The organism is Rhizobium nepotum 39/7 (assembly GCF_000949865.1).
GTDB classification, from domain to species: domain Bacteria; phylum Pseudomonadota; class Alphaproteobacteria; order Rhizobiales; family Rhizobiaceae; genus Agrobacterium; species Agrobacterium nepotum.
The window spans coordinates 57,031-78,921 of sequence record NZ_JWJH01000003.1 but is presented as its reverse complement, the minus strand read 5'-3'; the positions used below and the strand labels follow the sequence as shown (position 1 = coordinate 78,921).

General features: G+C 57.8%; 16 protein-coding genes, 1 tRNA gene and 1 pseudogene. 15 read left to right on the top strand and 3 right to left on the bottom strand.

Features of this window, described 5'->3' with window-relative positions; all coding sequences use genetic code 11:
- The first annotated feature begins 113 nt into the window (after positions 1-113).
- The 5 genes from secA to RS75_RS03550 all read left to right on the top strand — a co-directional run bounded on the left by secA (position 114) and on the right by RS75_RS03550 (position 7,898).
- Complete coding sequence (gene secA, locus RS75_RS03570; RefSeq protein ID WP_045017848.1) at positions 114-2,822, top strand: preprotein translocase subunit SecA; 2,709 nt, start codon at positions 114-116, stop codon at positions 2,820-2,822.
- Positions 2,823-2,967: 145 nt separating this feature from the next.
- Positions 2,968-3,861, top strand: coding sequence for a DMT family transporter (locus tag RS75_RS03565; protein WP_045017457.1), 894 nt, complete (start codon positions 2,968-2,970; stop codon positions 3,859-3,861).
- An 81-nt stretch (positions 3,862-3,942) separates the two neighbouring features.
- A complete protein-coding gene (locus RS75_RS03560; RefSeq protein WP_084686439.1) occupies positions 3,943-5,145 on the top strand; it encodes an acyltransferase family protein in 1,203 nt (400 codons plus the stop codon).
- A 57-nt stretch (positions 5,146-5,202) separates the two neighbouring features.
- A complete protein-coding gene (uppV, locus tag RS75_RS03555; RefSeq protein ID WP_045017456.1) occupies positions 5,203-6,618 on the top strand; it encodes a Wzx-type polysaccharide biosynthesis protein UppV in 1,416 nt (471 codons plus the stop codon).
- An 8-nt stretch (positions 6,619-6,626) separates the two neighbouring features.
- Positions 6,627-7,898 carry a GNAT family N-acetyltransferase gene (locus RS75_RS03550; protein WP_045017455.1) on the top strand — a complete coding sequence of 424 codons (1,272 nt, stop codon included), beginning with the start codon at positions 6,627-6,629 and terminating at the stop codon, positions 7,896-7,898.
- Positions 7,899-7,961: 63 nt separating this feature from the next.
- Here the strand turns inward: RS75_RS03550 and uppQ are convergent, their stop codons facing one another.
- Entirely contained in the window at positions 7,962-8,603 is a 642-nt protein-coding gene (uppQ, locus tag RS75_RS03545; protein ID WP_045017454.1) for a polysaccharide biosynthesis GNAT family N-acetyltransferase UppQ, read from the bottom strand.
- A gap of 296 nt (positions 8,604-8,899) precedes the next feature.
- Between uppQ and RS75_RS03540 the strand changes: the two genes are divergently transcribed.
- Both RS75_RS03540 and RS75_RS03535 read left to right on the top strand, forming a co-directional pair.
- Positions 8,900-8,984, top strand: a tRNA-Leu gene (locus RS75_RS03540).
- Between the two features lie 267 nt (positions 8,985-9,251).
- Complete coding sequence (locus RS75_RS03535) at positions 9,252-9,767, top strand: disulfide bond formation protein B (protein ID WP_045017453.1); 516 nt, start codon at positions 9,252-9,254, stop codon at positions 9,765-9,767.
- A 29-nt stretch (positions 9,768-9,796) separates the two neighbouring features.
- Here the strand turns inward: RS75_RS03535 and RS75_RS03530 are convergent, their stop codons facing one another.
- Positions 9,797-10,354, bottom strand: coding sequence for an HNH endonuclease (locus RS75_RS03530; protein WP_045017452.1), 558 nt, complete (start codon positions 10,352-10,354; stop codon positions 9,797-9,799).
- Positions 10,355-10,421: 67 nt separating this feature from the next.
- Positions 10,422-10,643 carry a hypothetical protein gene (locus tag RS75_RS03525; RefSeq protein ID WP_045017451.1) on the bottom strand — a complete coding sequence of 74 codons (222 nt, stop codon included), beginning with the start codon at positions 10,641-10,643 and terminating at the stop codon, positions 10,422-10,424.
- On the opposite strand from RS75_RS03525, the gene RS75_RS03520 reads away from it, so the two are divergent.
- The 8 genes and pseudogenes from RS75_RS03520 to RS75_RS03485 all read left to right on the top strand — a co-directional run bounded on the left by RS75_RS03520 (position 10,642) and on the right by RS75_RS03485 (position 21,765).
- Positions 10,642-10,944, top strand: coding sequence for a hypothetical protein (locus RS75_RS03520; RefSeq protein WP_045017450.1), 303 nt, complete (start codon positions 10,642-10,644; stop codon positions 10,942-10,944). The genes RS75_RS03525 and RS75_RS03520 overlap by 2 nt on opposite strands.
- Before the next feature lie 133 nt (positions 10,945-11,077).
- Positions 11,078-11,683, top strand: a complete 606-nt coding sequence (locus tag RS75_RS03515) for a transglutaminase-like cysteine peptidase (protein WP_045017449.1) — start codon at positions 11,078-11,080, stop codon at positions 11,681-11,683.
- 233 nt (positions 11,684-11,916) lie between these two features.
- Positions 11,917-12,708: a metallophosphoesterase family protein gene (locus tag RS75_RS03510; RefSeq protein ID WP_045017448.1), complete on the top strand. Its 792-nt coding sequence runs from the start codon at positions 11,917-11,919 to the stop codon at positions 12,706-12,708.
- Positions 12,709-12,973: 265 nt separating this feature from the next.
- A complete protein-coding gene (locus RS75_RS03505) occupies positions 12,974-13,870 on the top strand; it encodes a hypothetical protein (RefSeq protein WP_045017447.1) in 897 nt (298 codons plus the stop codon).
- 125 nt (positions 13,871-13,995) lie between these two features.
- Entirely contained in the window at positions 13,996-16,257 is a 2,262-nt protein-coding gene (locus RS75_RS03500) for a polysaccharide biosynthesis tyrosine autokinase (RefSeq protein WP_045017446.1), read from the top strand.
- Positions 16,250-16,974 (top strand): annotated as a pseudogene (locus RS75_RS03495) (hypothetical protein). The gene RS75_RS03500 and the pseudogene RS75_RS03495 overlap by 8 nt, the downstream one beginning before the upstream one ends.
- A gap of 37 nt (positions 16,975-17,011) precedes the next feature.
- Positions 17,012-18,571: an O-antigen ligase family protein gene (locus RS75_RS03490; RefSeq protein ID WP_045017443.1), complete on the top strand. Its 1,560-nt coding sequence runs from the start codon at positions 17,012-17,014 to the stop codon at positions 18,569-18,571.
- A 218-nt stretch (positions 18,572-18,789) separates the two neighbouring features.
- A complete protein-coding gene (locus RS75_RS03485; protein ID WP_052679651.1) occupies positions 18,790-21,765 on the top strand; it encodes a DUF4838 domain-containing protein in 2,976 nt (991 codons plus the stop codon).
- Positions 21,766-21,891: the final 126 nt, after the last annotated feature.

The following is a 21,891-nucleotide window of genomic DNA, read 5'->3' as shown; positions in this document are numbered from 1 at the left end:
CACGCAACCTCGCGTCCAGATACGTTGAAGGGCGAAGTCCGTCATTTGTTGGTGAAATCCGCATGATGGAGGGAAGCGCCCGCGAAAACGGAATTTCAGAAAGGGCCAGTAAGATGGTCAGTCTCGGCGGAATAGCCCGCAAATTGTTCGGCTCGGCAAATGAACGCCGCGTCCGCTCCTATAAAAGCAAGATCGCAGCCATCAACGCGCTGGAAGAAGCCACCAAGGCCCTTTCCGACGAAGCGCTGGCGGCGAAGACGGTGGAGTTCCGTCAACAGCTAACGGACGGCAAGTCGCTGGACGATCTGCTGATCCCGGCTTTCGCCGTTGCTCGCGAGGCGTCGCGCCGCGTTCTGCACATGCGCCCCTTCGACGTTCAGTTGACCGGCGCCATGATCCTGCATGGAGGCGCCATCGCCGAAATGAAGACGGGTGAAGGCAAGACGCTGGTGGCGACCCTTGCGGTCTACCTCAATGCACTGGCCGGCAAGGGCGTGCATGTCGTTACCGTCAACGATTACCTCGCCCAGCGTGACGCGGCCACGATGAGCAAGCTCTATCGTTTCCTCGGTCTGACGACCGGCGTCATCGTGCACGGGCTGGACGACGACCAGCGCCGCGAGGCCTATGCCTGCGACATCACCTACGCGACGAACAACGAACTCGGCTTCGATTATCTGCGCGACAACATGAAATATGACCGCGCCCAGATGGTGCAGCGCGGCCACAACTACGCGATCGTCGACGAAGTGGACAGCATTCTGGTCGATGAGGCGCGCACGCCGCTCATCATCTCCGGCCCGCTGGACGACCGCTCCGATCTCTACAACACCATCGACGCTTTCATTCCGCTTCTATCGCCGGAAGACTACGAGATCGATGAAAAGCAGCGTTCGGCCAACTTCTCCGAAGACGGCACCGAGAAGCTCGAAAACCTGCTGCGGCAGGCTGGCCTCCTTAAGGGCGAATCGCTTTACGACATCGAAAACGTCGCCATCGTCCATCACATCAACAATGCGCTGAAGGCCCACAAGCTCTTCACCCGCGACAAGGACTACATCGTCCGCAACGACGAGATCGTCATCATCGACGAATTCACCGGCCGCATGATGCCGGGCCGCCGTTATTCCGAAGGCCAGCACCAGGCGCTGGAAGCCAAGGAAAAGGTGCAGATCCAGCCGGAAAACCAGACGCTTTCCTCCGTCACCTTCCAGAATTACTTCCGCATGTATGCAAAGCTTGCCGGCATGACCGGTACGGCATCGACGGAAGCGGAAGAGTTCGGCAACATCTACGGTCTCGACGTCATCGAGGTGCCGACCAACCTGCCGATCCTGCGTATCGACGAGGACGACGAGGTCTACCGTACCGGCGAGGAGAAGTTCCTGGCCATCATCGCCGAGATCAAGGCGGCGCATGAACGCAACCAGCCGGTTCTCGTCGGCACGACATCCATCGAAAAATCCGAGCTTCTGGCACACATGCTGCGCCAGTCCGGCTTTAGCGATTTCCAGGTTCTGAACGCCCGTTACCACGAGCAGGAAGCCTATATCGTTTCGCAGGCCGGCGTTCCCGGCGCCGTCACCATCGCCACCAACATGGCCGGTCGCGGCACCGACATCCAGCTCGGCGGCAACGTCGAGATGCGTCTCGAGCGTGAGCTGGAAGGCATGGAGCCGGGCCCCGAGCTTGACGCGAAGGAAGAAGCGATCCGCGCCGAGATCAAGGTTCTGAAGGAAAAGGCGCTCGCCGCCGGCGGTCTTTACGTCATCGCCACCGAACGCCACGAAAGCCGCCGTATCGACAACCAGCTGCGTGGCCGTTCCGGCCGTCAGGGCGACCCCGGCCGCTCCAAATTCTACCTTTCGCTTCAGGACGACCTGATGCGTATCTTCGGCTCCGAGCGCATGGACAGCATGTTGCAGAAGCTTGGCCTGAAAGAAGGCGAAGCCATCGTCCATCCGTGGATCAACAAGGCGCTGGAACGCGCCCAGAAGAAGGTCGAAGCCCGCAACTTCGAGACCCGCAAGAACCTTCTGAAATATGACGACGTGCTGAACGACCAGCGCAAGGTCATCTTCGAGCAGCGCCTCGAGCTGATGGAATCCGACAATATCGGCGAAACCGCCGCCGACATGCGCCACGAAGTGATCGAAGCGCTCGTCGCCAAGCACGTTCCCGAAAATGCCTATGCCGAACAGTGGGATATCGCCGGTCTCAAGGCCGGTATCGAGCAGTTCCTGAACCTCGACCTGCCGGTGGAGGAATGGGCCAAGGAAGAAGGCATCGCCGAGGACGATATTCTTGAGCGTGTCACCGAGGCAGCGGACAAATATGCCGCCGAGCGGGCGGAGCGTTTCGGCCCCGAGATCATGACCTATGTCGAGCGCTCGGTCGTGCTTCAGACGATCGACCACCTGTGGCGCGAACATATCGTCAACCTCGATCACCTTCGTTCCGTCGTCGGTTTCCGCGGTTACGCCCAGCGCGATCCGTTGCAGGAATACAAGGCGGAAGCCTTCGAGCTGTTCCAGTCGCTGCTTACCAATCTGCGCGAAGCCGTCACCGCCCAGCTGATGCGCGTGGAACTGGTGCAGCAGGAACAGCAGCAGCCGGAACTGCCTGAGATGACCGCGCACCACCTCGACCCCGTCACTGGGGAAGATGAGATGGCACAGGGCGTACAGGCCGCTTTCGTACCGGCCGAGGACCGCGACCCGAACAATCCCGCCAGCTGGGGCCGTATCGGCCGCAACGAAATGTGCCCCTGCGGCTCCGGCAAAAAATACAAACATTGCCACGGCGTTTACGAACAGGCGTAAAAGCCGAGTTTCTGCCAGAAATCGATCGCCCGTAACCTCAGTTACGGGCGATTTGTTTGTGCCGGATCATCGGTGTCGACCGGGGTGTTGACTGGTATCGGCACTTTCCATATGGGAGCCTGATCATCTTTTGGAAAAAGCTTCCATGGCCCCTCGCGATCTCGCCGCCTATATCTTTCTTGCGCTCGCGTGGGGGGTATCTTTCCTGTTGCTTCTGCATGTCGTGGCCGCCTTCGGCTGGATTGGCGCAGTCACGCTTCGCTCGCTCATAACCGCCGTCGCCCTCTTCCTCATCGCACGGGCGGCGCGCCGGAAACTGGCGTTTTCCGCCGGCTGGGGCGCTTTCGCAATCGTCGGCGCAACCACGGTCGCCGGGCAACTGATCGGCCTCTCCTACGCAACACCGCAGATCGGCACCGCCATGGCCGCCATATTGGTGGCGACCATTCCGCTGTTTTCCATGCTCATCTCGCAGATATGGGGTCTGGAACGCCTGACGCGGCAGGGCATTGCCGGTCTCGTCATCGGCTTTGCCGGCATAGTCCTGCTTGTCGGCTTTCCGGCCGTTCCCGTCACGACCGGTTTCATCATCGGCTGCGCCGCCGCTGTCGCCGCCTGCATCTGCGCTGCCTATGGCAGCAACTTTGCGAGCCTCCACCTGAAGGGGGTAGGCTCCTGGGAAATCACCATCGGCTCCTTCCTGACGGGCGGCCTGATGACCCTGCCGCTTCTTCTTGCCGTGCCGTTGCCCGGAACGCCTGATCTCATCGATTACGGTTATCTTCTGGTGCAGGCGATCGTCATGAGCGGTCTTACCTACATCACCTATTTCAAGCTGGTCTCCTCGATAGGTGCGACCAAGGCGATCAGCGTTGAGTTCGCCGTCACCGTCGTGGCGGTGCTTGTCGGCGCCCTGGTGCTCGACGAACCCCTGTCGCTTCCCCAGCTCTTCGGCGCCGGCATCATCATTTTGGGCTGCGCACTGGTGCTCGATCTCCTGCCCAAGAAGAAAGCGCCGCCCACGCCCTCAGGCGCATGAAGGGTTTGTTAGCGTTTTCCACCAATAGTCGTGTCGATCGTTACGGATCAGGCGGGATCGCGTTTGCAGCGCGAGGGGAAAATGCAACCGGAAAAACCAGGCTATGAGCATTATTGGGACCCCTTGCGGGCGCTCCTCATGCTGCTCGGCATTCCCTATCACGCGTCCCTGCTTTATAGCCACGCCCTTGCCTGGGACATCAAGGATTTCGAGACCAGCCCGATCCTGACCACGCTCGGCGCAGCACTCGCCACCTTCCGCATGCCGGCATTTTTTCTGGTAGCCGGGTATTTTTCCATCATGGTCATCGGCAGGAAGGGCAAGATGCCCTGGCTCAGGCAGCGCTTCCTTCGCCTCGGCGTCCCCTTCATTGTGGCCATGCTTTTGCTCGGGCCATCGCAACTTTTCCTGCTGCGACTGGCGGGCGTTGCCAAAGGCAATATTCCCGCTGACCGTCTGATGCAGAACCTGCCGGATTTGCTGCTGCCGAGCGAGCAATGGATCATGCATCTGTGGTTCCTGCCCGCCCTCATCGCTTATTCGGTCCTGCTTGCCGGCCTGCTGTTTCTGGCAGGGCATCCGCCATTGGCATATTTAAGTGACTGGTTCGACAGGATGCTGGCTCGATATCCCACCGCGTTTTTCGCAGCACTCTGCACCTTTCCGGTGTTATGGGAGTTGATGATCTACGGTTCGGGCCTGTTTGCGGGAAAAAGCGGGAACGGCCTTTTTCTTCTCTATGAACGCGCCTCCGATCCCTATGCGCGCTATCTACCCTTCTTCCTCATCGGAGCCTTGCTTCACCGCGACCGGGTTCTCTTTGACCGTTTTCGTCAGACGGGCATTCTCACAGGCGTCGTCACGTTCGGCGCAATCGTGGCAGCGGTGACGCTGCGATTGCAAAATCCTTTTTCGAATTCGGCCCTGCTGGCGCTGGTTTCGACAATCGCGGCAGTGGCGGCAAGCCGCCTGCTGATCGACCTCGCCTACCGCTTTTTCGACAGACCAAGCCGGTTTGTCGGACGGATGACGGACGCCTCCTTCAGCATCTACCTGTTCCACCATCCGCTGATTTATGCCTTCGGCACGCTCTTCATCCTGATCTCGCTACCGCCGGTCCTGGAATTCGCCATCATCGTCGCGGCCACCACTGGAACGGCCTATATGCTGCATCGGGCGATACGCCGAAGCCCGCTTGCCCTTTTTCTTTTCAACGGCATCCGCAAACCACGGCCGGCGCCCGATATCGGCACACAGACCCCCGCCTCCCAAACCCTTCGTTAAGGATAAGGCGCTTACACTCCGGCTGCCCACTCAACTGGAAATCATGGCGTGTGGATCATGGCTATCCTCAATACGGCGGAAAAAGCCCTACCCGCAGGCCTGCGCGCGAAACTGTCGCCGCTGCGAGCGAAAATCGATGTCGCCGTTTCCGCCAGTGACGATGTCTCCCGGACCCAGCGCATGGCGCTTGTCGCCTTTGCGGTCCGCATCGTCAGCGCCGGCATCGCCTTCATCTCCCAGATCATTCTTGCCCGCCTGATGGGCGAATTCGAATACGGCCTGTTCGCCTTTGTCTGGGTTCTGGTGATCCTGTTCGGCAATCTGTCCTGTCTCGGCTTCCACACCACGGTCATCCGCTTTTTACCCGGCTACCGTCTGGAGAATGCCCATGACAAGATCATGGGACTGACCTCGACGGCGCGCGTCTTCGCCATGCTTTCGGCAAGCGCACTCGCACTTTTCGGTTTCGTTTTCCTCTATTTCTTCGGCGAGCATATCGCCGCCTATTACCTCATCCCTGTTTCACTGGCGCTTTTCACCCTGCCGATGGTGGCGCTGGGCGATGTGCTGAACGGCACTGCGCGCGCCAACGGCTGGGCTATCTCCGCGCTCAGCCCCACCTATATCATTCGCCCGGTGCTGATCCTGCTGTTCATGCTGGCGGCACTTGGTCTCGGTGCGGAAAAAACCGCGACGACGGCGATGCTCGCTGCCCTTTTGGCCACCTATATCACCACGCTTTTCCACTTCGTGTTCATGAACCGCCGGCTCAACCGGCATTTCCGCAGCGTCGCCCGCAAGGTTCATTTCCGCCCATGGATACGGTTCGCCTTTCCGATGTTCCTGATCGACGGCATCGGTTTTCTGATGACCAATTCCGATGTGGTGATCGTCGGCCTTTATTTGCCGCCGGATCAGGTCGGCATCTATTTCGCCGCGGCAAAAACCATCGTGCTGATGCAATTCGTGTTTTTTTCCGTGCAGGCGGCGGCGGCACCACGTCTCGCCGCCCTGATTTCCGCCGATGACCGGCAGGGGCTCGCCAGTTTCGCCAGCCAGGCCGCACGCTGGGCCTTCTGGCCATCGCTGGCCGTGGGCGGCCTCGTCCTTCTGGCAGGCCCGTTCCTGCTGTCGCTGTTCGGTCCCGGCTTCGTTCAGGGTTACAAGCTGATGTTCTTCCTTTTCGCCGGCTTTCTCGCAAAAGCGGTGATCGGTCCGGGAGAGACGCTGCTGAATATGGCCGGCAAACAGAAATTGTGCGTGGCGCTCTATATTATCATCTTCGGTTGCAACATTGTGCTCAACATGGCGATGATTCCGGTCTATGGTCTGGCCGGAGCTGCGGCAGCAGTTGCAATAGCCATGTGTATAGAAGCTGTGCTATTGCATATTGCCATTCGCCGCACACTCGGGATCGTCCTTTTTGCCTTCAACGATCCCCGGGCGGGTCAAGACACTCGGAAGGCGGTGTAACGATAAGCATGTCCAGCGACCCAAAGAATCCGGATTTTCAGGACCCGCGCATCGCTGCGCTGATGGCGTCGGCGGAGCGTGACCGCCCCGTGGCCGACAGCAGCCGGCGCGTGGGACGCGACGGCCGCGAATTCTGCGTCTATCCAGGCCGTCTCGGTTACGACATGCAGGAAGAACTCGACTTCCTGTCCAACCGCGTCATGGAGGCGAATGTCTTCTTCACCGGTCGGCTTCTTGCGCCCGCAATGCCGCGTATCGAAGACAAATCCGTCCGCTTCGCCCTTATTCGCGACGAGAATGGCGCCAGAAGCCGCATGCGCTTCCTGATGCCCTTTACCGTGGAAAAGCCGGGCTTTTCCATCGGACCCTCCATTATTCGCGGTTGGGCCAATCCGTTTGGCCCGCTCGGCACGCCGCTGGTCGATACCGAGGGTGCGGCAGAGACGCTCGACAATCTTTTCGATGCGCTTGCCGACCGGGAAATGCGCTTGCCGAATGTTCTGGTGCTGCCGGATGTGCGGCTCGAGGGGCCTTTTGCCCGCATGTTCAAAGCCATTGCGCTTAGCCGCAACCTGCCGGTGACGACGACGGGCAATTATCAGCGGCCGATGCTGGAGAGCCTTCTGGACGGCGAGGCCTATCTGCGAAGTTCACTCGCGCCGCACCATCTGCGGGAAATGCGCCGGCAGTGGCGGCAGCTCGAAAAACTCGGGCCCCTCTCCTATACCGTTACCCGGCAGCCGAAGGACATACGCTACCGCATGGAGGAATTCCTGGCGCTGGAGGCGAGCGGCTGGAAAGGCCGCAAACGCAGCGCGCTGGTCAACGACCGTTATCGTGCCGCCTTCGCCCGCGAGGCCATCACCAATTTGGCCGAAGCGGATGCGGTGCGCATCCACACAATCGATCTCAACGGCAGCGCCATCGCCTCCATGATCGTCTTCATGACGGCCGGCGAGGCCTATACCTGGAAAACCGCCTTCGACGAAACCTATGCGCAATTTTCCCCCGGCAAGCTGCTGGTGCAGAAACTGACCGGCTGGCAGCTGGACGACGCCAATATTCTGCGCAGCGACAGCTGCGCCGTGCCCGATCACCCGATCATGAGCCGCTTCTGGCAGGAACGTCAGGAAATGGGCACATTGGTCGTCGGGCTTACGCAGAACAGCGACCGCGACGTGCGACAGGTTTCCACGCAGGTGGACATGTACCGCAACACCCGCAACCTCGCCCGCAGCCTGCGCCAGAAAATCCTCTCCTTCGGGCGCAAGAGCAGTTAATCCCGAAGGACGCTGCGGCATCCTTCGGTTTATTATCTGACGATCGGCAGGGTTGATCCCGCGTCAGCGCGAGGCCGTCCGAATCATCTTGCACAATTGCGTCAGCGCCGCATCGTATCCGCCACCCAGAATATCGGCACAACGACGGACGAGCTTGATCTGCTCGGTTCGCGACATGTCGTTATAGGCCTGTATGGCATTGCGCATAGCGCCGGGCGACACCGATCCCGGGTTGCCGGGATTATGCGGATTGCCGGGGTTTCCCGGATTGCCAGGATTACCGGGCGAACCCGAACCGCCGATGCCGACCCCGACACCCAGGCCGAGACCGCTCGATCCGCCCACATTCGCATCGACATTGGCATTGATGCCGTTGGAACCGCCAACCGAAGCACCCACGCCCGCGTTGACACCGCTGGAACCGCCGACGGATGCGTTGACATCCGCATTGACCCCGTTGCTGCCGCCAACCGACGCGTTGACATCCGCGCCCAGCCCACCGCTGCTCCTGCCGCCGACATCAGCACTGGCATTGACGCCACCGCTACCGCCAACGGAAGCATCGACACCGAGCCCGCCGCTGCCATTACCACCCACGCTGGCATTTACCCCATTCTCACCACCGATCCCGATATCCAGCGCGTGGGCGTTGACCGGTAAGATCAGGCAGGCAGACAACAATAAATTGCGAGAAAGCGCCCTCATAATTTCCTCCCTATGAGTTCTGGCTATTCCCGCCCCGCGTGGAAACTCCACACCGACATCATAATTCAATTGGCAATTGTGTATATAGTTATTTATTAGTGGAATCTAATATTACTTTAACGCGTAATCACCGATGTACCGCTACGGGACGGCCAGACCCCCGCCGCACCTTCATTTTCTGCCCCGAAAAGGTGCGGAATAGCGCCTGGAAACGCGCCTCATTTAAAAGGAAAAGTCAGCTTTGGGGTTGCACGCATGGTATTGGCCGTGATAGACGCCGTGGCATTACCACCGTTGCCCCAATGGCGGAATTGGTAGACGCGCCGCACTCAAAATGCGGTTCCGAGAGGAGTGCTGGTTCGATCCCGGCTTGGGGTACCATTTCCAAAACCGCATTGATTTTCTTCGTTTTATCCGGGTCTTTCCAAAAGACCCGTCAATTGTTTCTTGGTCGCCAAAACGCTCACGAAACTTTGCTCATCCCCGCCCCGAATATTACCAGGCTTTCATTTGCCAGACGCAATGGACTGGATTAGACGCATCCTGTGACACACCGTTGAGACTGGCGACTTAATTTCGCCATCACGCCCGCCTTTTTGAAAGCCCGTCCGGGATATCTGCTTCTTCGCGAAGTTTGGGGAAAACATCATGGCCACTGCAACGACCGCCGACAATAGCCGCACACTCGCCGCTCTTGGCGTAACGGCGGGAATGATCTTCACCGTCGGTTCTGCCCTCGGTTTCCAGCATATTGGCGGTTATACGCCCTGCGCATTGTGCCTCTTGCAGCGCGATCCCTATTATTACGCCATTCCGCTGGGCATTTTGGCCATTGCGACCAGCATCTTCAAGCTGCCGGTTCAGATCACGCGGCTGCTTCTCGCCCTCATCGGCGTGGCGATGCTGATCGGCGCCGGGCTCGGCGTCTATCACTCCGGTGTTGAGTGGGGTTTTTGGGCAGGGCCGATCACCTGCGCCACCGGCGCGCCGTCCATCACCACCAATGCCGGTGATCTGTTGGGCAATCTGAACGCCATCAAGGCCCCTTCCTGCAACGACGCTGCACTTCGGGTGCTCGGCCTTTCCTTCGCGGGCTGGAACGTCATCGCAAGCATCGCGCTTGCAGCCGTCGCCTTTTTCGGCGCAAGCCGTAAAAACCGGTAAGCGGAAAGCCGCGTGCAGTCCTTAAAAGATCAGGGCTGCAGCTCGGTATCCCAGTAGAGATAATCCATCCAGCTTTCGTGCAGGTAATTGGGCGGGAACAGCCGCCCGTTATTGTGCAAATCCTGAACCGTCGGCTGGAAGGGCTTCTGCGCCGGGAACATGCCCGCCTGCTTGGGAAGCTTGCTACCTTTTCTCAGATTGCAGGGAGAGCACGCCGCCACGACATTGTGCCACGTGGTTTCGCCGCCATGCGCGCGGGGAATCACATGATCGAAGGTCAGGTCGTCCCGCGAGCTGCAATACTGGCATTCGAACTTGTCCCGAAGGAAAACGTTGAAGCGGGTGAAGGCGGGATTGCGGGTGGGCTGCACGTAAGTCTTGAGGCTGACGACGCTCGGCAGCCGCATGGAAAAGCTGGGTGACGACACCGCGTGATCATATTCTGCAATGATGTTCACACGGTCAAGAAAAACGGCCTTGATCGCGTCCTGCCAGGACCATAACGACAAGGGATAATAACTCAGCGGCCTGTAGTCTGCGTTCAGGACGAGCGCGGGCAGGGCCTGTGGTGAAACTGCAATCGTCAAGGGCTTCTCCTGAGCGATTCGGCATCTGCACTTGTATATTAGGTCCGTTGTTACAGGATTGTGAAGCCTATAAATGCAGCGGAGAAGAGCTTAATTTTTCGGCGTAAAAAACGTCTTTTTTGCGTTCTGAACCATCAGGCGGCGGGGTGACCGCTCCGTTGATGCGTAACAGCGGCATCGCGTTGATTCGTCCGCCGCCGGGCGTGGAAATCATTCTGACGCTCGATGCGATATCGGTGATATGATCATCGCGACGAATGATTGAAAAAGAAGAAGGCGAAACGGCCATGGTGTTGCGCAGGCATCAGGAGGCGACTTTGCGGGGCGGCCTGGCAGCCGGCGCTTTTGCCATCATGATGAGTGTTGCCGCCTCCGCCCCTGCCCAGCAATATCAGAATTTCGAAGTCACGCCGGATGGCCGTGGCGGCGCGCAAGGAACGATCGGCGGGCGCAATTTCGAAGTCCAACGCAATTACGACCGGCCGCCCGCAAGCCGCCGCGCCTCACCCGATACCCGGCGCGAGCTCCAACGCCCTCTCCCGCAACAGACCTGCATCATCGACGCCGAGGGCCGAACCCGCTGCAGGTGAGTGCAAGCACGGCATTATGGTGCCGCGATAAAATTAGCTTTCGTTAAAAAGCAATCTATCGACTTAAACGGCCCGCAACAAAGGGTCCGTATGTTCCCTACACAAGAGAAGACAACCGTGCGAGGGCAAAGACATGACGAAGAGACAAATCCGTCTGGCAAAGACTTTGGCAGTTGCCGTCAGTGTGGTGGCAAGCATCGCGACGACGACATCGGCTGCTCCGCTTGCTGGCCTTGCGCAGAACCCTGCGGCATCGCGCCCCGGCTTGTTCATGACGACAAGCCGCCCCACCATCGCACCCATTGCCTTTGCGAAATTTTGCGACAGCGCCGCCGACCAATGCGTCCGAATTGGCGATCGCGACACCATCGAGCTGACGAAACAGACGCGCGCGGAACTCCAGCGCATCAACGCTGAGATCAACACGTCGATAAGCTATGTCAGCGAATCGACCGGCGAAGACGAGTGGAAGCTGAGCCCGGCAAAGGGCGACTGTGACGACTATGCGGTGACCAAGCGGCAACGCCTTCTGCGCGCCGGCTGGCCCTCGGGCGCGCTGCGCATCGCCACGGCACGCACTTCAACGGGCATAGGCCACGCCGTTCTGGTCGTCAGCACGAGCCAGGGTGACCTCGTGCTGGACAACCGCACCAATGTCGTCAAGCCGTGGAAAGCGGTCGATCTGAAATGGATCAAGATCCAGTCGCACGAAAATCCGCGTGTCTGGCTGAAACTCTAGGTCCACAGGACCGTATCCTTTGAACATCAAAGAGGACGTTCTGTTCCTCTTCAACCGACCCATCGTGCTTTGCGAAAATCGATTGCGGTTTTCGCCATCACCCTTCGTGGACATGTTATCCGACAGGGCTTTAACGGATGCCGCAAGCGTTGTCTCAACCCTGCCTCAACGGGCGACGCGGCCTTCGCTTTCAACGCCCTTGACCTTGTGCGGGAGAGACAGTATCGGCAACTATGCCCAAAATGCTCAACTGGATTCGCGGTCGTAAACAACCAGTCATCCGCGACGACCGGAGGCGGCGCAGAATAGACCTTGGCGAAAAATCGCCATCTTTTCCGATCTACGCCATTGGCGACGTGCACGGCAGCCTCGATCTGCTTTTGCAGGCGGAGCAGAAAATCCTTGCGGATATGGCGAGCAATCCGTCTCCCGCTCTGGTTATTCTCTTGGGCGACTATGTCGATCGCGGACGTGATTCCTGCGGCGTTCTCGAGCATCTGTTGCAACCGCCGCCGGCGCCCCTGCGTCGTGTCGCACTTTGTGGCAATCACGAGCAGCTATTCGGCGATTTTCTCGAAAATCCGCAAGACAACATGCACTGGCTGGATTTCGGCGGCCGCCAGACGCTTTTGTCTTACGGGGTCGATATAGATTATTTCCTCCATAAGGGGCGCCTGCGGCTTCAGCCGTTGAAGGACGCACTGATCGGCGCTATCCCACAGACGCACCGTCAACTGTTATCCAACCTGCCAATCTACGCCCGCATCGGGCCTTACATTTTCGTACATGCCGGCTTCAGACCGGGGTTGCCGCTTGAGGCACAGACCGATGAAGACATGCTGTGGATCAGGGAACCCTTCCTTTCACAAGGAGCCGGCCTCGACCTCCTCGTCATCCACGGCCATACGCCGGTAGCGGCACCCGAAAGCGGTCCGCAACGCATCGGCATCGACACCGGCGCTTTTACGACGGGCAGACTAACGGTTTTGAGAATTATAGATTCAGAAATTATGATACTTGCATAATAGACGGCCTAACCTGCGGTAAACGTGTAACTTCGCGCCCGGCTGATAGCATTCCGGCACAAATTTGCTGTGCCCTGGTCTCAAGGCGAAAAATCCTCGCGACCTGCCGTTAAGAATACCGAGAAGTTCCGCTCACGAGGCAATTTTAACACTTGATCGTTTGTTTTGACTGTGCGATTTAAAGGTACACTTTAAGATGTTGAATAAACTTAGTTCGACATTGCACATATTTAAAATTCGTATTTTAAAATTTTGGAGACTTGTCATGTCCCGCCTTCCTTATGGCTCGACTCTTTCTAGTGTCATGTTGACTACAAGCCTGTGCCTTTTTTCAGGAATCGCCAACGCTCAAGGAGTCGAACCGGCTCCGCCAGTTGCACCGCAGCAAATAACCCCGGCTCAGAGCGTCACACCCGGTTCGCCCGTCAAGGCTGCCGACGAAACGGCAGCAGCGTTTCTTGCCCGTGTCAATGCCGCCAATCCTGAAACGGTTTCGCTTGCCGCAGCAGAGCTGTTCAAACAGTCTCCGACGCAAACAACGATCAAGGACCTAATCGTCCTTGCGTCAAATACGGATGCGGCAGCGGCAGACATGACCGGAAGAGTGACGAGCGGATTTCCCATCATCGCCGTTTCCACAAGCGCAGCGCAGTTCTCCGAACAGGTTTCCGCTCTGGTACTAAGCGATTCAAGCCAGCTATCCATGATCGTCGCACTCGCGCAGAAGGTTGCCAACAAGGACTTTTCGGAAGTTGTCGGCGAAGGCCTGGCACTGGCCTATTCTACAGCGATGCAGAGGGGCGACAGCATACTCGCGGCCGCCATCCAGTTGCAGACGAAGGGTACCGGCGTACCCTCCGATCTTCTCATCGCCTTTAGCGAAAACATCGAGGGAACGGCGGCCGGTCCGGCCGCACCTGCAGCCGCGGCGGCATCGCCGATCGGTGGTGCCGGTTCCACGCCTGTCAGCGGCAACAGCATAGGCGGCTCAGCCACTACGGGCGGGCCTGGCGGCACGGTACAGGCCGGTGGCGGCGCAGCGCCAGTTGGAGGTGGCGGTAGCGGTAGCGGGACATCCTCAACCGGCACCCAGGGCGTTTCGCCATCCGTAGCGGTTTCAACCGGCAGCACCAGCACCCCAACCAGCACAAGTCCGGTTTGAGTGTGAGTTTGCGGGCCCACCCTGCAAGGATGTCAGGCACCTGCCCTACGGCGCAACCGAAAGTCGGCGGGTGCCGCATCCACCAAAATGAGCGAGGCTGACAGTTGTTGCAAAGGCATGATCCCTTGACGGCGGCCGATTACGATAAAAGCGCGTTTACGGGCGACCTCATCGATATCGAAACCGCTCTTGCGACGATCCGCCGGCAGTGGCGCATTGTCCTTGCAGCTATCGCGGTCGCTGGTGCGATCGGGCTAACCTATACCGTGACGGCAGTTCCGATCTATTCAGCTACGGCAACCCTGCTGATCGACCGCAACAACAGCCAGATCGTTGAGCAGCTTTCAGCGATTGGCGGCGTCGTAGAGGACGAGGCCTCCATTCTCAGCCAGGTCGAGGTTCTGCAATCGGAAACCATCGGGCTTGCCGTCGTTGACAGTCTCAATCTGGTGGAAAATCAGGAATTCGGCGCAAAGCGCGCGTCGCTTTTAAGCTCGATATTCGACACCGTCCGTTCAATCGTCAATGTTTCGCAATGGTTTTCACCGGAGAAAGAGGCGGTCATTGATGACAAGACCCTTAAAAGGGCATTGTCGGACCGGCTGCTGGAGAACCTCTCCGTGACGCGCATCGGTCGCACTTACGCGCTGGAACTGACCTACAACTCGACATCGCCCACTCTCGCCGCCCAAGTCGTCAACGCCGTTGCATCAGCCTATCTGGTGGACAAGCTGAACTCGAAATATGAGGCAACGAAACGCGCGAGCGACTGGCTGTCCGACCGTATAGCCGAGTTGCGCCAGAGGGCGCTCGATACCGATTTTGCCGTGCAGAAATTTCGCACCGAACACAATTTGATCTCGACCGGCAATAACGGTCTGCTCTCCGATCAGCAACTCGCCGAGTCCAACAGCGCACTGATTTTGGCGCAGTCGGAAACAGCCCGGGCGCAAGCACGGGTGCAACGTATCGAATATATTCTCGTTACCGACGATGTCGATGCGGTCGTAACGGATATTCTCGACAGTTCGGTCGCAAATGATCTGCGCAAGAAATATCTCGAGTCCTCGAAGCTCGAAGCTGGAATCACCAGCCGTCTCGGCAGCAACCATGTTCAGGCTGTGCGTCTGCGCAACGAAATGCAGGAATACCGCCGGCTAATGTTCCAGGAAGTCCGACGGATCGCGCAAAGTTACAAAAGCGATCTGGAGGTCGCGGAGGCGAGGGAAAAATCGCTTCGGGAGAGTGTCGCCAAAGCCACCGACGTCACCAATTCGGCCAGCCAGACGCAGGTTCAGCTTCGCGAATTGCAGCGCGAAGCCGAGACCTATAAGAACATGTATCAAACCTTTCTGCAGCGTTACCAGGAGGCGATGCAGCAACAGTCCTTCCCCGTGACTGAAGCGCGCGTGATTTCCAAGGCAATGCCGCCTGAAACTCCGAGCAAACCAAACAAACCGCTGGTTTTGGCGCTGTTCATGTTCCTGGGAGCCGTCGCCGGTGGCGGCATCGCCGCGTTCCGCGAATTCCGCGACCGGTTCTTCCGCACCGGGGAGCAGGTTCGTGATGTTCTCGGATTGGAATTTCTGGGTAACACCCCCCTCATCCAGAACAAGCCGGCCACAGACATCTTGCCGAAGGGAAAAGAGGGCGACCCCACCGCGACACGCCCCTCCAGCATCGGCCGCTACGCCGTCGACCACCCGCTATCCTCCTTCGCCGAAACACTGCGCAGTACCCGGCTTGCCATAGATCTCGGCATTCCCGCAAAAAGCGGCGCGCGGGTGGTGGGTGTCGTGTCCGCCTTGCCGGGTGAAGGAAAATCGACGATCTCCATCAATCTGGCGCAGCTTCTTGCAGGACAGGGAGCAAGAGTATTGCTGCTTGATGCCGATATTCGCAATCCGGGTGCCACGCGCGCTTTGGCGCGTCACGCCGGAGAGGGCCTGCTTGAAGTGCTGCTGGAAGGCCGAAATATGCAGGATGTGCTGTTGCACGACGAAAAGACACGGCTGGTTTTCCTGCCCACGGTCGTCAAGCAGCGCGTACCGCATTCCTCCGAGTTATTGACGTCGGCACAGATGCATAAATTGCTGGCCGAGGCGAGCGGCGCTTTCGACTATATTATCGTAGACCTGCCGCCACTCGGACCGGTAGTCGACGCCCGCGCCATGGCTGGACGGATCGACGGTTTTGTCTTCGTTACCGAATGGGGCAAAACCGCTCGCAAGGCGGTACGCAACACGATCGAAAACGAAGTTCATATTCGCAAGAAGTGCCTCGGCGTCATCCTCAACAAGGTCGATACGGAAAAACTGAAACTTTACCGAGCTTACGGCTCGAGCGAATATTACCATTCACGCTACACGCGATATTACCATGACTAGACAGGACCGTGTGAGAGCCCTGCGTAAAATCGCTACGGTTGTGCCGGTTCTCATCATTTCCCTGTTTGTTTTATCCGTCGCAGCAGAGGCTTTTTCCGCAACACGGCGTTTTTCCGACATTGTTGCGATGGCGAAGATCGCCGACGCAAAAAACGGTCTGGCACCCAATCTCCTGACAAAGACCGTCGAAAGACTTCGGCCCGTCGTCGAAGAAAAAATCTGCCGCTCGGATATCATCAAGGCCGGGCTGCGGCTCGTTCTCGCCGACCTCGATGCAAACGGCAAGGATCAGGCCCTCGAGGCCGGAGCAAAGCGTCTTGGCTTTGCCGAGACCTATATTCGTCACGCGCTCTTTTGTATTCCTGCCAACGGCGACATATGGCTGCGTCTTGCGATGGTTCGTTCGCTGCGGAACGCCTCGCCCATGGAAATCGCCGTGTTGATGAATTTTTCCCAACATTACGGTCCGGCCGACGCCAACCTGATACGCGGACGCTTCGTGATGTGGCAGCAATTTCCAAAAGACACGTTACCTCAGGCAGAAGCTGCCCGTGACGCGGACACAGCAATCGTCTGCGGCAAGGGGGGAGAAGTCCTGCGCAGGACCTTACGTAATGTCTGCCCGCAGAAGCCGCTGGGGGGAGCATAAAACAACCAATGCCGCTCCCCCGAAGAAAAAACGGCGGCGCGGCCAAGGCCCCGCCCCTACGCTGCTGACATCGCCAAAACAAACGCCTCCGCAAAGCTAAAACCCATGCCGCCTATCGAAACCCGATCAGAACCATTGCCTTCCCGTCCATCGCGACCAATCGCGCTTCAAGATTACTTCAGAGTGGCTGCTACAGTCGCGTTCTGGGCGATTTTCCTGTTCGCGCTTCTCAATCGCGGTGCGACCGAGATCGAAAGCCGCATCGTCATCACGCTTGGAATTTATCTTTTGCTGGTGCCCGCCATCCTTGTGTTGGGGCCGCCCCGGGCCGGTGCCGGTAAGGCGCTCGCAGCAGCGTGCATCTTGCTGGGAGCACTTATCGTCCAGATGCGGCTTCAGTCATTGTCTTTGCCGGGCATCGCCACCCCCAATCCCGCCTGGTCCGTCGCCGCAATGTTCACACAGACGGTACCCGCCGCCACGACCTCCCTCACACCGGCAGACGATCGGCTCGGCTTACTTAGCGCCGCCCTGCCCTTCGGCACCTTCATAACCGGCCTCGTGATTTTCGATACCGGCGAGCGCGCCGGAAGAGCGCTGCGATGGCTCGCAATCGGTGGCGGCTGGCTCGCATTATGGTCGATCTTACAATTCCAATTTTTTCCCGAAACGCTTGGCCTCATTCAGAAACGCTTTTATCTTGACAGCCTGACCGGCCTGTTCGTCAATCGCAATACCGCCGCGACCTTTTTCGGTCTCATCCTGCTCACACTCCTCGTGCTGCTGCATAAAAGGCTCCTGGCGCCGAACTGGAAAATGGTCAGGGCTCTGGTGGCAAATCGCCTGACCGTGCCGGATAAACAGAAGCGCCTCATCCGCAGCGCCGCCTTCGTTGGTATGCTCACCGCCTTTTGCTTCATCGCATTGATGCTGACCGGATCGCGCGCGGGGATTATGTCGAGTTTTGCGGCGCTGCTTTTCCTCATCCTTCTCACCGTATTCAATTCCCCACCCAGAACCGGGCGCAATGCGGCTCCCTTACGCGACAAACCGGGCGGATCGAAACGGCTGGCGGCGATCATGCTTATCATTGCCGTTGGCCTGTTCTCGCTTTTCGCTAATCGGGTGGCACTTCGCATGGAAACGCGATTGGAGGACGACCTGCGCTTCTGCTACATGCCGGGCATCATGCGCGCCATCACCGACAATTGGCCGTGGGGATCAGGTCTCGCAAGCTTTGCGGAAACATATGCTTCCTATCATGCGGCGCAATGCGGAGTGAACGCCGTCGTCACCCACGCACATAATGTCTATGCCGAGGGCTTGCTGACGCTCGGTATCGCATTCCCATTTTACGCGGCTTTTTTTGTACTCGCTCAAGTGGCCATTTTTATTCACGGGGCGCGCAAACGCAAAACCTATCGCTACGCCTCCCATCTCGGCCTTGCCGGGCTGCTGCTTGTCGCACTGCATTCGACACTCGATTTTTCACTGCAGATTCCCGGCTTCGCGATGACCTACGCCATATTTCTCGCACCCATTGTCACCTTGTGTCTGCATCCCCCGGAAACAGAACGGTATGGACGACGACGGACCCCATCTGCAAACGTTCCAACAATGTCGCCTCGGGAGGAGCTTCCCCACCGACCGGAACTCACGGTATGAGTTTACCCTCGCGATTACGTTTTCGATGGATTAAAATCGAGACGATGCTACCTTCCTTTAGTTGTGTGTTAAGCGAAAACAAATTCTATTTTTGATCAAAAATCGTACTTGCAAGCATAAGTACGAGCATAAAGAGCGAGAAGCGAAATATTACTCATGCCTATCGCTCGATGTGAAATACATTTCAAATTTATTTAAATATAATTCAAGGAATAACAATGAAAGGGCTTATTCGACTACTTGTTGCTCGCCTTTTCGCGGCGTTCTATTTTCTTCCCGTTTCCGCTTTTGCCCAACAGCACGAACTCGTGAAAAACGGCTCCTTCGCAGGCAATATCCCCCCATGGTGGTCGCAAGGTGCAGGTATACGTGCCCGCAAAGTGAGTGGACGCGAATCCATCGCCGTGCCATCCGGTATGGTAGTACAAGAGAAAATCGGCGTGTCGGGCAACCGCAACTATCGCCTCTCGATAGAGGTCCTTGGCGAGGCTACGCAACCTGGCACGATTTATGTACAGATGAGCTTTCGTGGCCTAGGCGTCGCCGATGAATGGCAAGGGCCTTCGCGCGTCACGGTAGACGGCCGCAAGATCGGACATTGCACCGCAGCTCCAGTTTTACGAACTGAGAAAGCAGCCCTCGTTACGGGTGGCGGCGCGGCCAAATGGCAGTCGCATGCCATCACTTTTACCGTACCGCCCAAAGCTGATCAGATGATTCTTTATCTTCGAAAAGCTCCGTGCACTCCAGGTACAGCAGCGTTCACCGGCATTTCCGTTGTGGAGACGGAAGAGCCAGCAACCTCCGCCGCCCAGGCCGCCCGCCAGATGCTTGCAGACGAATGGCTTCCATCACCTGCGGATCCGGCATCCAATGCCGAACTCTTGAAAAACCAGCTTGCTCGTCCCGCTCCGCCGGATGGGCGCCATCGGCTGGCGATAGCGGGGGATATGAAGATGCGTGTGCATGTCGGCCGCGATGAAGACGTGATGACTCTTCAGGCTGCCGCCGATCTCTCGGTTTTTTCCGCGAAGGTGGCAGGTGCTGTGGGTCCCACACAGCTATCTGTGGATGAGGCTGTCGCACAGCAGCCGCTGCTCGTTGTCGGCCGTCTTAACGCATTCGCGCGCAAGGCATTCACCGAGGCCGATTTTGAAGAACTAGGGGACGATGGCTTCATTATACGCTCGTTTGGCCCCCACATCCTGATTGCCGGACGTACACCGCGCGGAACCATGTATGGTGTCAACTGGTTCCTTGATCGTAAGCTCGGAATTCGGTGGTTGGCGCCCGACGTGACACACCTTCCGCTGACGCCGAACATAACACTGCCACCTCAACAGGAGCGACAAGTTCCGCGTTTTGACTTTCGCGAGGTGCTCAGCGTTGAGGCTCAGGACAAGGCATGGCGTCAGCGCAACCTGATGAGCGGCGAATCTCACGGGCCTTCTTCTCAACCGTCACCGCCAGCGCTCGATAGCTGGAATAGAGACTGGGCAAGCAAGGGCATCATCGCCAATTTCTATCAATTGTTACCGCCCGCGGTCTACAAGCCAAGTCATCCGGAGTGGTACGCCGGTGGCCAACTGGCAATGATGAACGAGGAGATGCGCGCGGAGATGGCCCGCGTGGTTATCGGGCGACTACGCCTGTTACCAGACTACCGGAGTATCTGGTTCGCCATTCACGATATGGATTGGGGTTGGGATATGGATGCCGAGAGCAGGGCGTTCGCCAATCGCCATGGCGGGCACGCTTCGGCGCCCCGGCTGGATATGATGATCGACGTCGCCCAACGTGTCCGCACCGAACTACCCGGCGCTCGCCTCGCCTTCAACGCCTATCACTGGAGTTTCACACCGCCGGAAGGCATGACCGTACCGGATCACATCCTCGTCTATCCGATGACGATCCACGTCAATTATCGCGACGCACTCAACGGCCCCGCTAACGCTACCCTGGGCGAGGATATTGCCGGCTGGAATAAGATTGCCCGCAATGTTCTCATTTGGGATCACATCACAAATTTTGCCGGCTTCATTCAGCCTACTCCGAACATCTTTCCGATCGGCAGATCGATTCAGTGGCTCGCCTCACTGAAACATGTCGGAGGATACATGGGGGAAGGTAGCTTCGACACACCGGGCGCTGAATTTTCCAGCCTCAGGGCATGGATGATTGCTCGCCTGCTGTGGGAACCGGAACAGGATATCGAGGCGTTGGTGCGCGAATTCTGCGAGACGTATTACGGTCCTGCGGCCCCAGCCATCCTCGAATACATCCGTTTCTACCATGACAAGATCAACCGCACCGATGATGTTTTGGCAGAAAAGACAACGGTCGACATGCGTATGTTTGATGCGGAATTTGTCAAGCGGGCTGACGGGCTGTTCGACAAAGCCGAGGCGTCTGTCCGGGGAACTCGCTATGAAGCACGGGTGCAGACGGCCCGCATACCGGTGGACTACGTGATCCTGTTGCGCCGGAATGAATATTCGGCCTTGCGAGACCAGATCGGCTTCGACGTGAACATGAGCAAGGATCAACGCTCTCACCGGTTTTCGAAAGCGATCTCGCAAGCCGGCGTGAAGGAATATATTCAAGGTGACAAGATCGAAACTCTGGCCTCCCTTCTGACCATCGAGAGGCGAGCGCCCCAAAAGCCGGATATCGCCGCAGATGGAGTCGACTGGAAAGACATACAGGATATCTCATTCCAACGCTTCGCCGGCGCGAAAAGCGCGATCGTAGCCGATCCCCTCGCCTCTGACGGGGCAGCGATCGCTCTTGATCGAAGCAAACCGGGCTGGAATACGCAGTTGAAGTTTGACAAATTACCCAAATCCGGAAAATGGTGGCTCTATGCCGCCATTCGTGTGGGCGACACGATGAAAAATGAGAAGGTCGCCAATCTCGGAGCTGCACCGCCGATGAGTTGTTTTGATACGATTGGGGGCGACCAACTGGTTGCAGATAAGTATTTTTGGTTCCAGGTGCCAGGAGCGCCTTTTTCATACACAGCCGACCACGCTCGCAGTATTTACCTGGCACCGTTGAGTGGGCCTGAAGGATCCAAGGTTTTGATCGACAGGATAGTTGCCTTATCCCGTCCCTGGCGGGAGCCTACCGTTGCGCTATCTGGCAAAAAAACACCACACGTCACGATAGCCTCCACACAGAAATGCCAGCGTTAATACAACAGACTCACATAACGCAATATTATTAAACCGTAAAAAACAATATAAATCATCACATAAGGAATAAATTATCATTAATTTGCCTGTTAAGTACTGTTATACTAAAAAATACTGCCATAATCA

Bases quoted from the DNA above. Each gene is read 5' to 3' on its own strand.
- RS75_RS03505 (WP_045017447.1), top strand. From the start codon at position 12,974: ATGTCCCGCCTTCCTTATGGCTCGACTCTTTCTAGTGTCATGTTGACT.
- RS75_RS03560 (WP_084686439.1), top strand. From the start codon at position 3,943: ATGCAACCGGAAAAACCAGGCTATGAGCATTATTGGGACCCCTTGCGG.
- RS75_RS03515 (WP_045017449.1), top strand. From the start codon at position 11,078: ATGACGAAGAGACAAATCCGTCTGGCAAAGACTTTGGCAGTTGCCGTC.
- uppV (WP_045017456.1), top strand. From the start codon at position 5,203: ATGGCTATCCTCAATACGGCGGAAAAAGCCCTACCCGCAGGCCTGCGC.
- RS75_RS03520 (WP_045017450.1), top strand. From the start codon at position 10,642: ATGGTGTTGCGCAGGCATCAGGAGGCGACTTTGCGGGGCGGCCTGGCA.
- RS75_RS03565 (WP_045017457.1), top strand. From the start codon at position 2,968: ATGGCCCCTCGCGATCTCGCCGCCTATATCTTTCTTGCGCTCGCGTGG.
- secA (WP_045017848.1), top strand. From the start codon at position 114: ATGGTCAGTCTCGGCGGAATAGCCCGCAAATTGTTCGGCTCGGCAAAT.
- RS75_RS03485 (WP_052679651.1), top strand. From the start codon at position 18,790: ATGAAAGGGCTTATTCGACTACTTGTTGCTCGCCTTTTCGCGGCGTTC.
- RS75_RS03525 (WP_045017451.1), bottom strand. From the start codon at position 10,643: ATGGCCGTTTCGCCTTCTTCTTTTTCAATCATTCGTCGCGATGATCAT.
- RS75_RS03550 (WP_045017455.1), top strand. From the start codon at position 6,627: ATGTCCAGCGACCCAAAGAATCCGGATTTTCAGGACCCGCGCATCGCT.
- RS75_RS03490 (WP_045017443.1), top strand. From the start codon at position 17,012: ATGCCGCCTATCGAAACCCGATCAGAACCATTGCCTTCCCGTCCATCG.
- RS75_RS03535 (WP_045017453.1), top strand. From the start codon at position 9,252: ATGGCCACTGCAACGACCGCCGACAATAGCCGCACACTCGCCGCTCTT.
- RS75_RS03510 (WP_045017448.1), top strand. From the start codon at position 11,917: ATGCCCAAAATGCTCAACTGGATTCGCGGTCGTAAACAACCAGTCATC.
- uppQ (WP_045017454.1), bottom strand. From the start codon at position 8,603: ATGAGGGCGCTTTCTCGCAATTTATTGTTGTCTGCCTGCCTGATCTTA.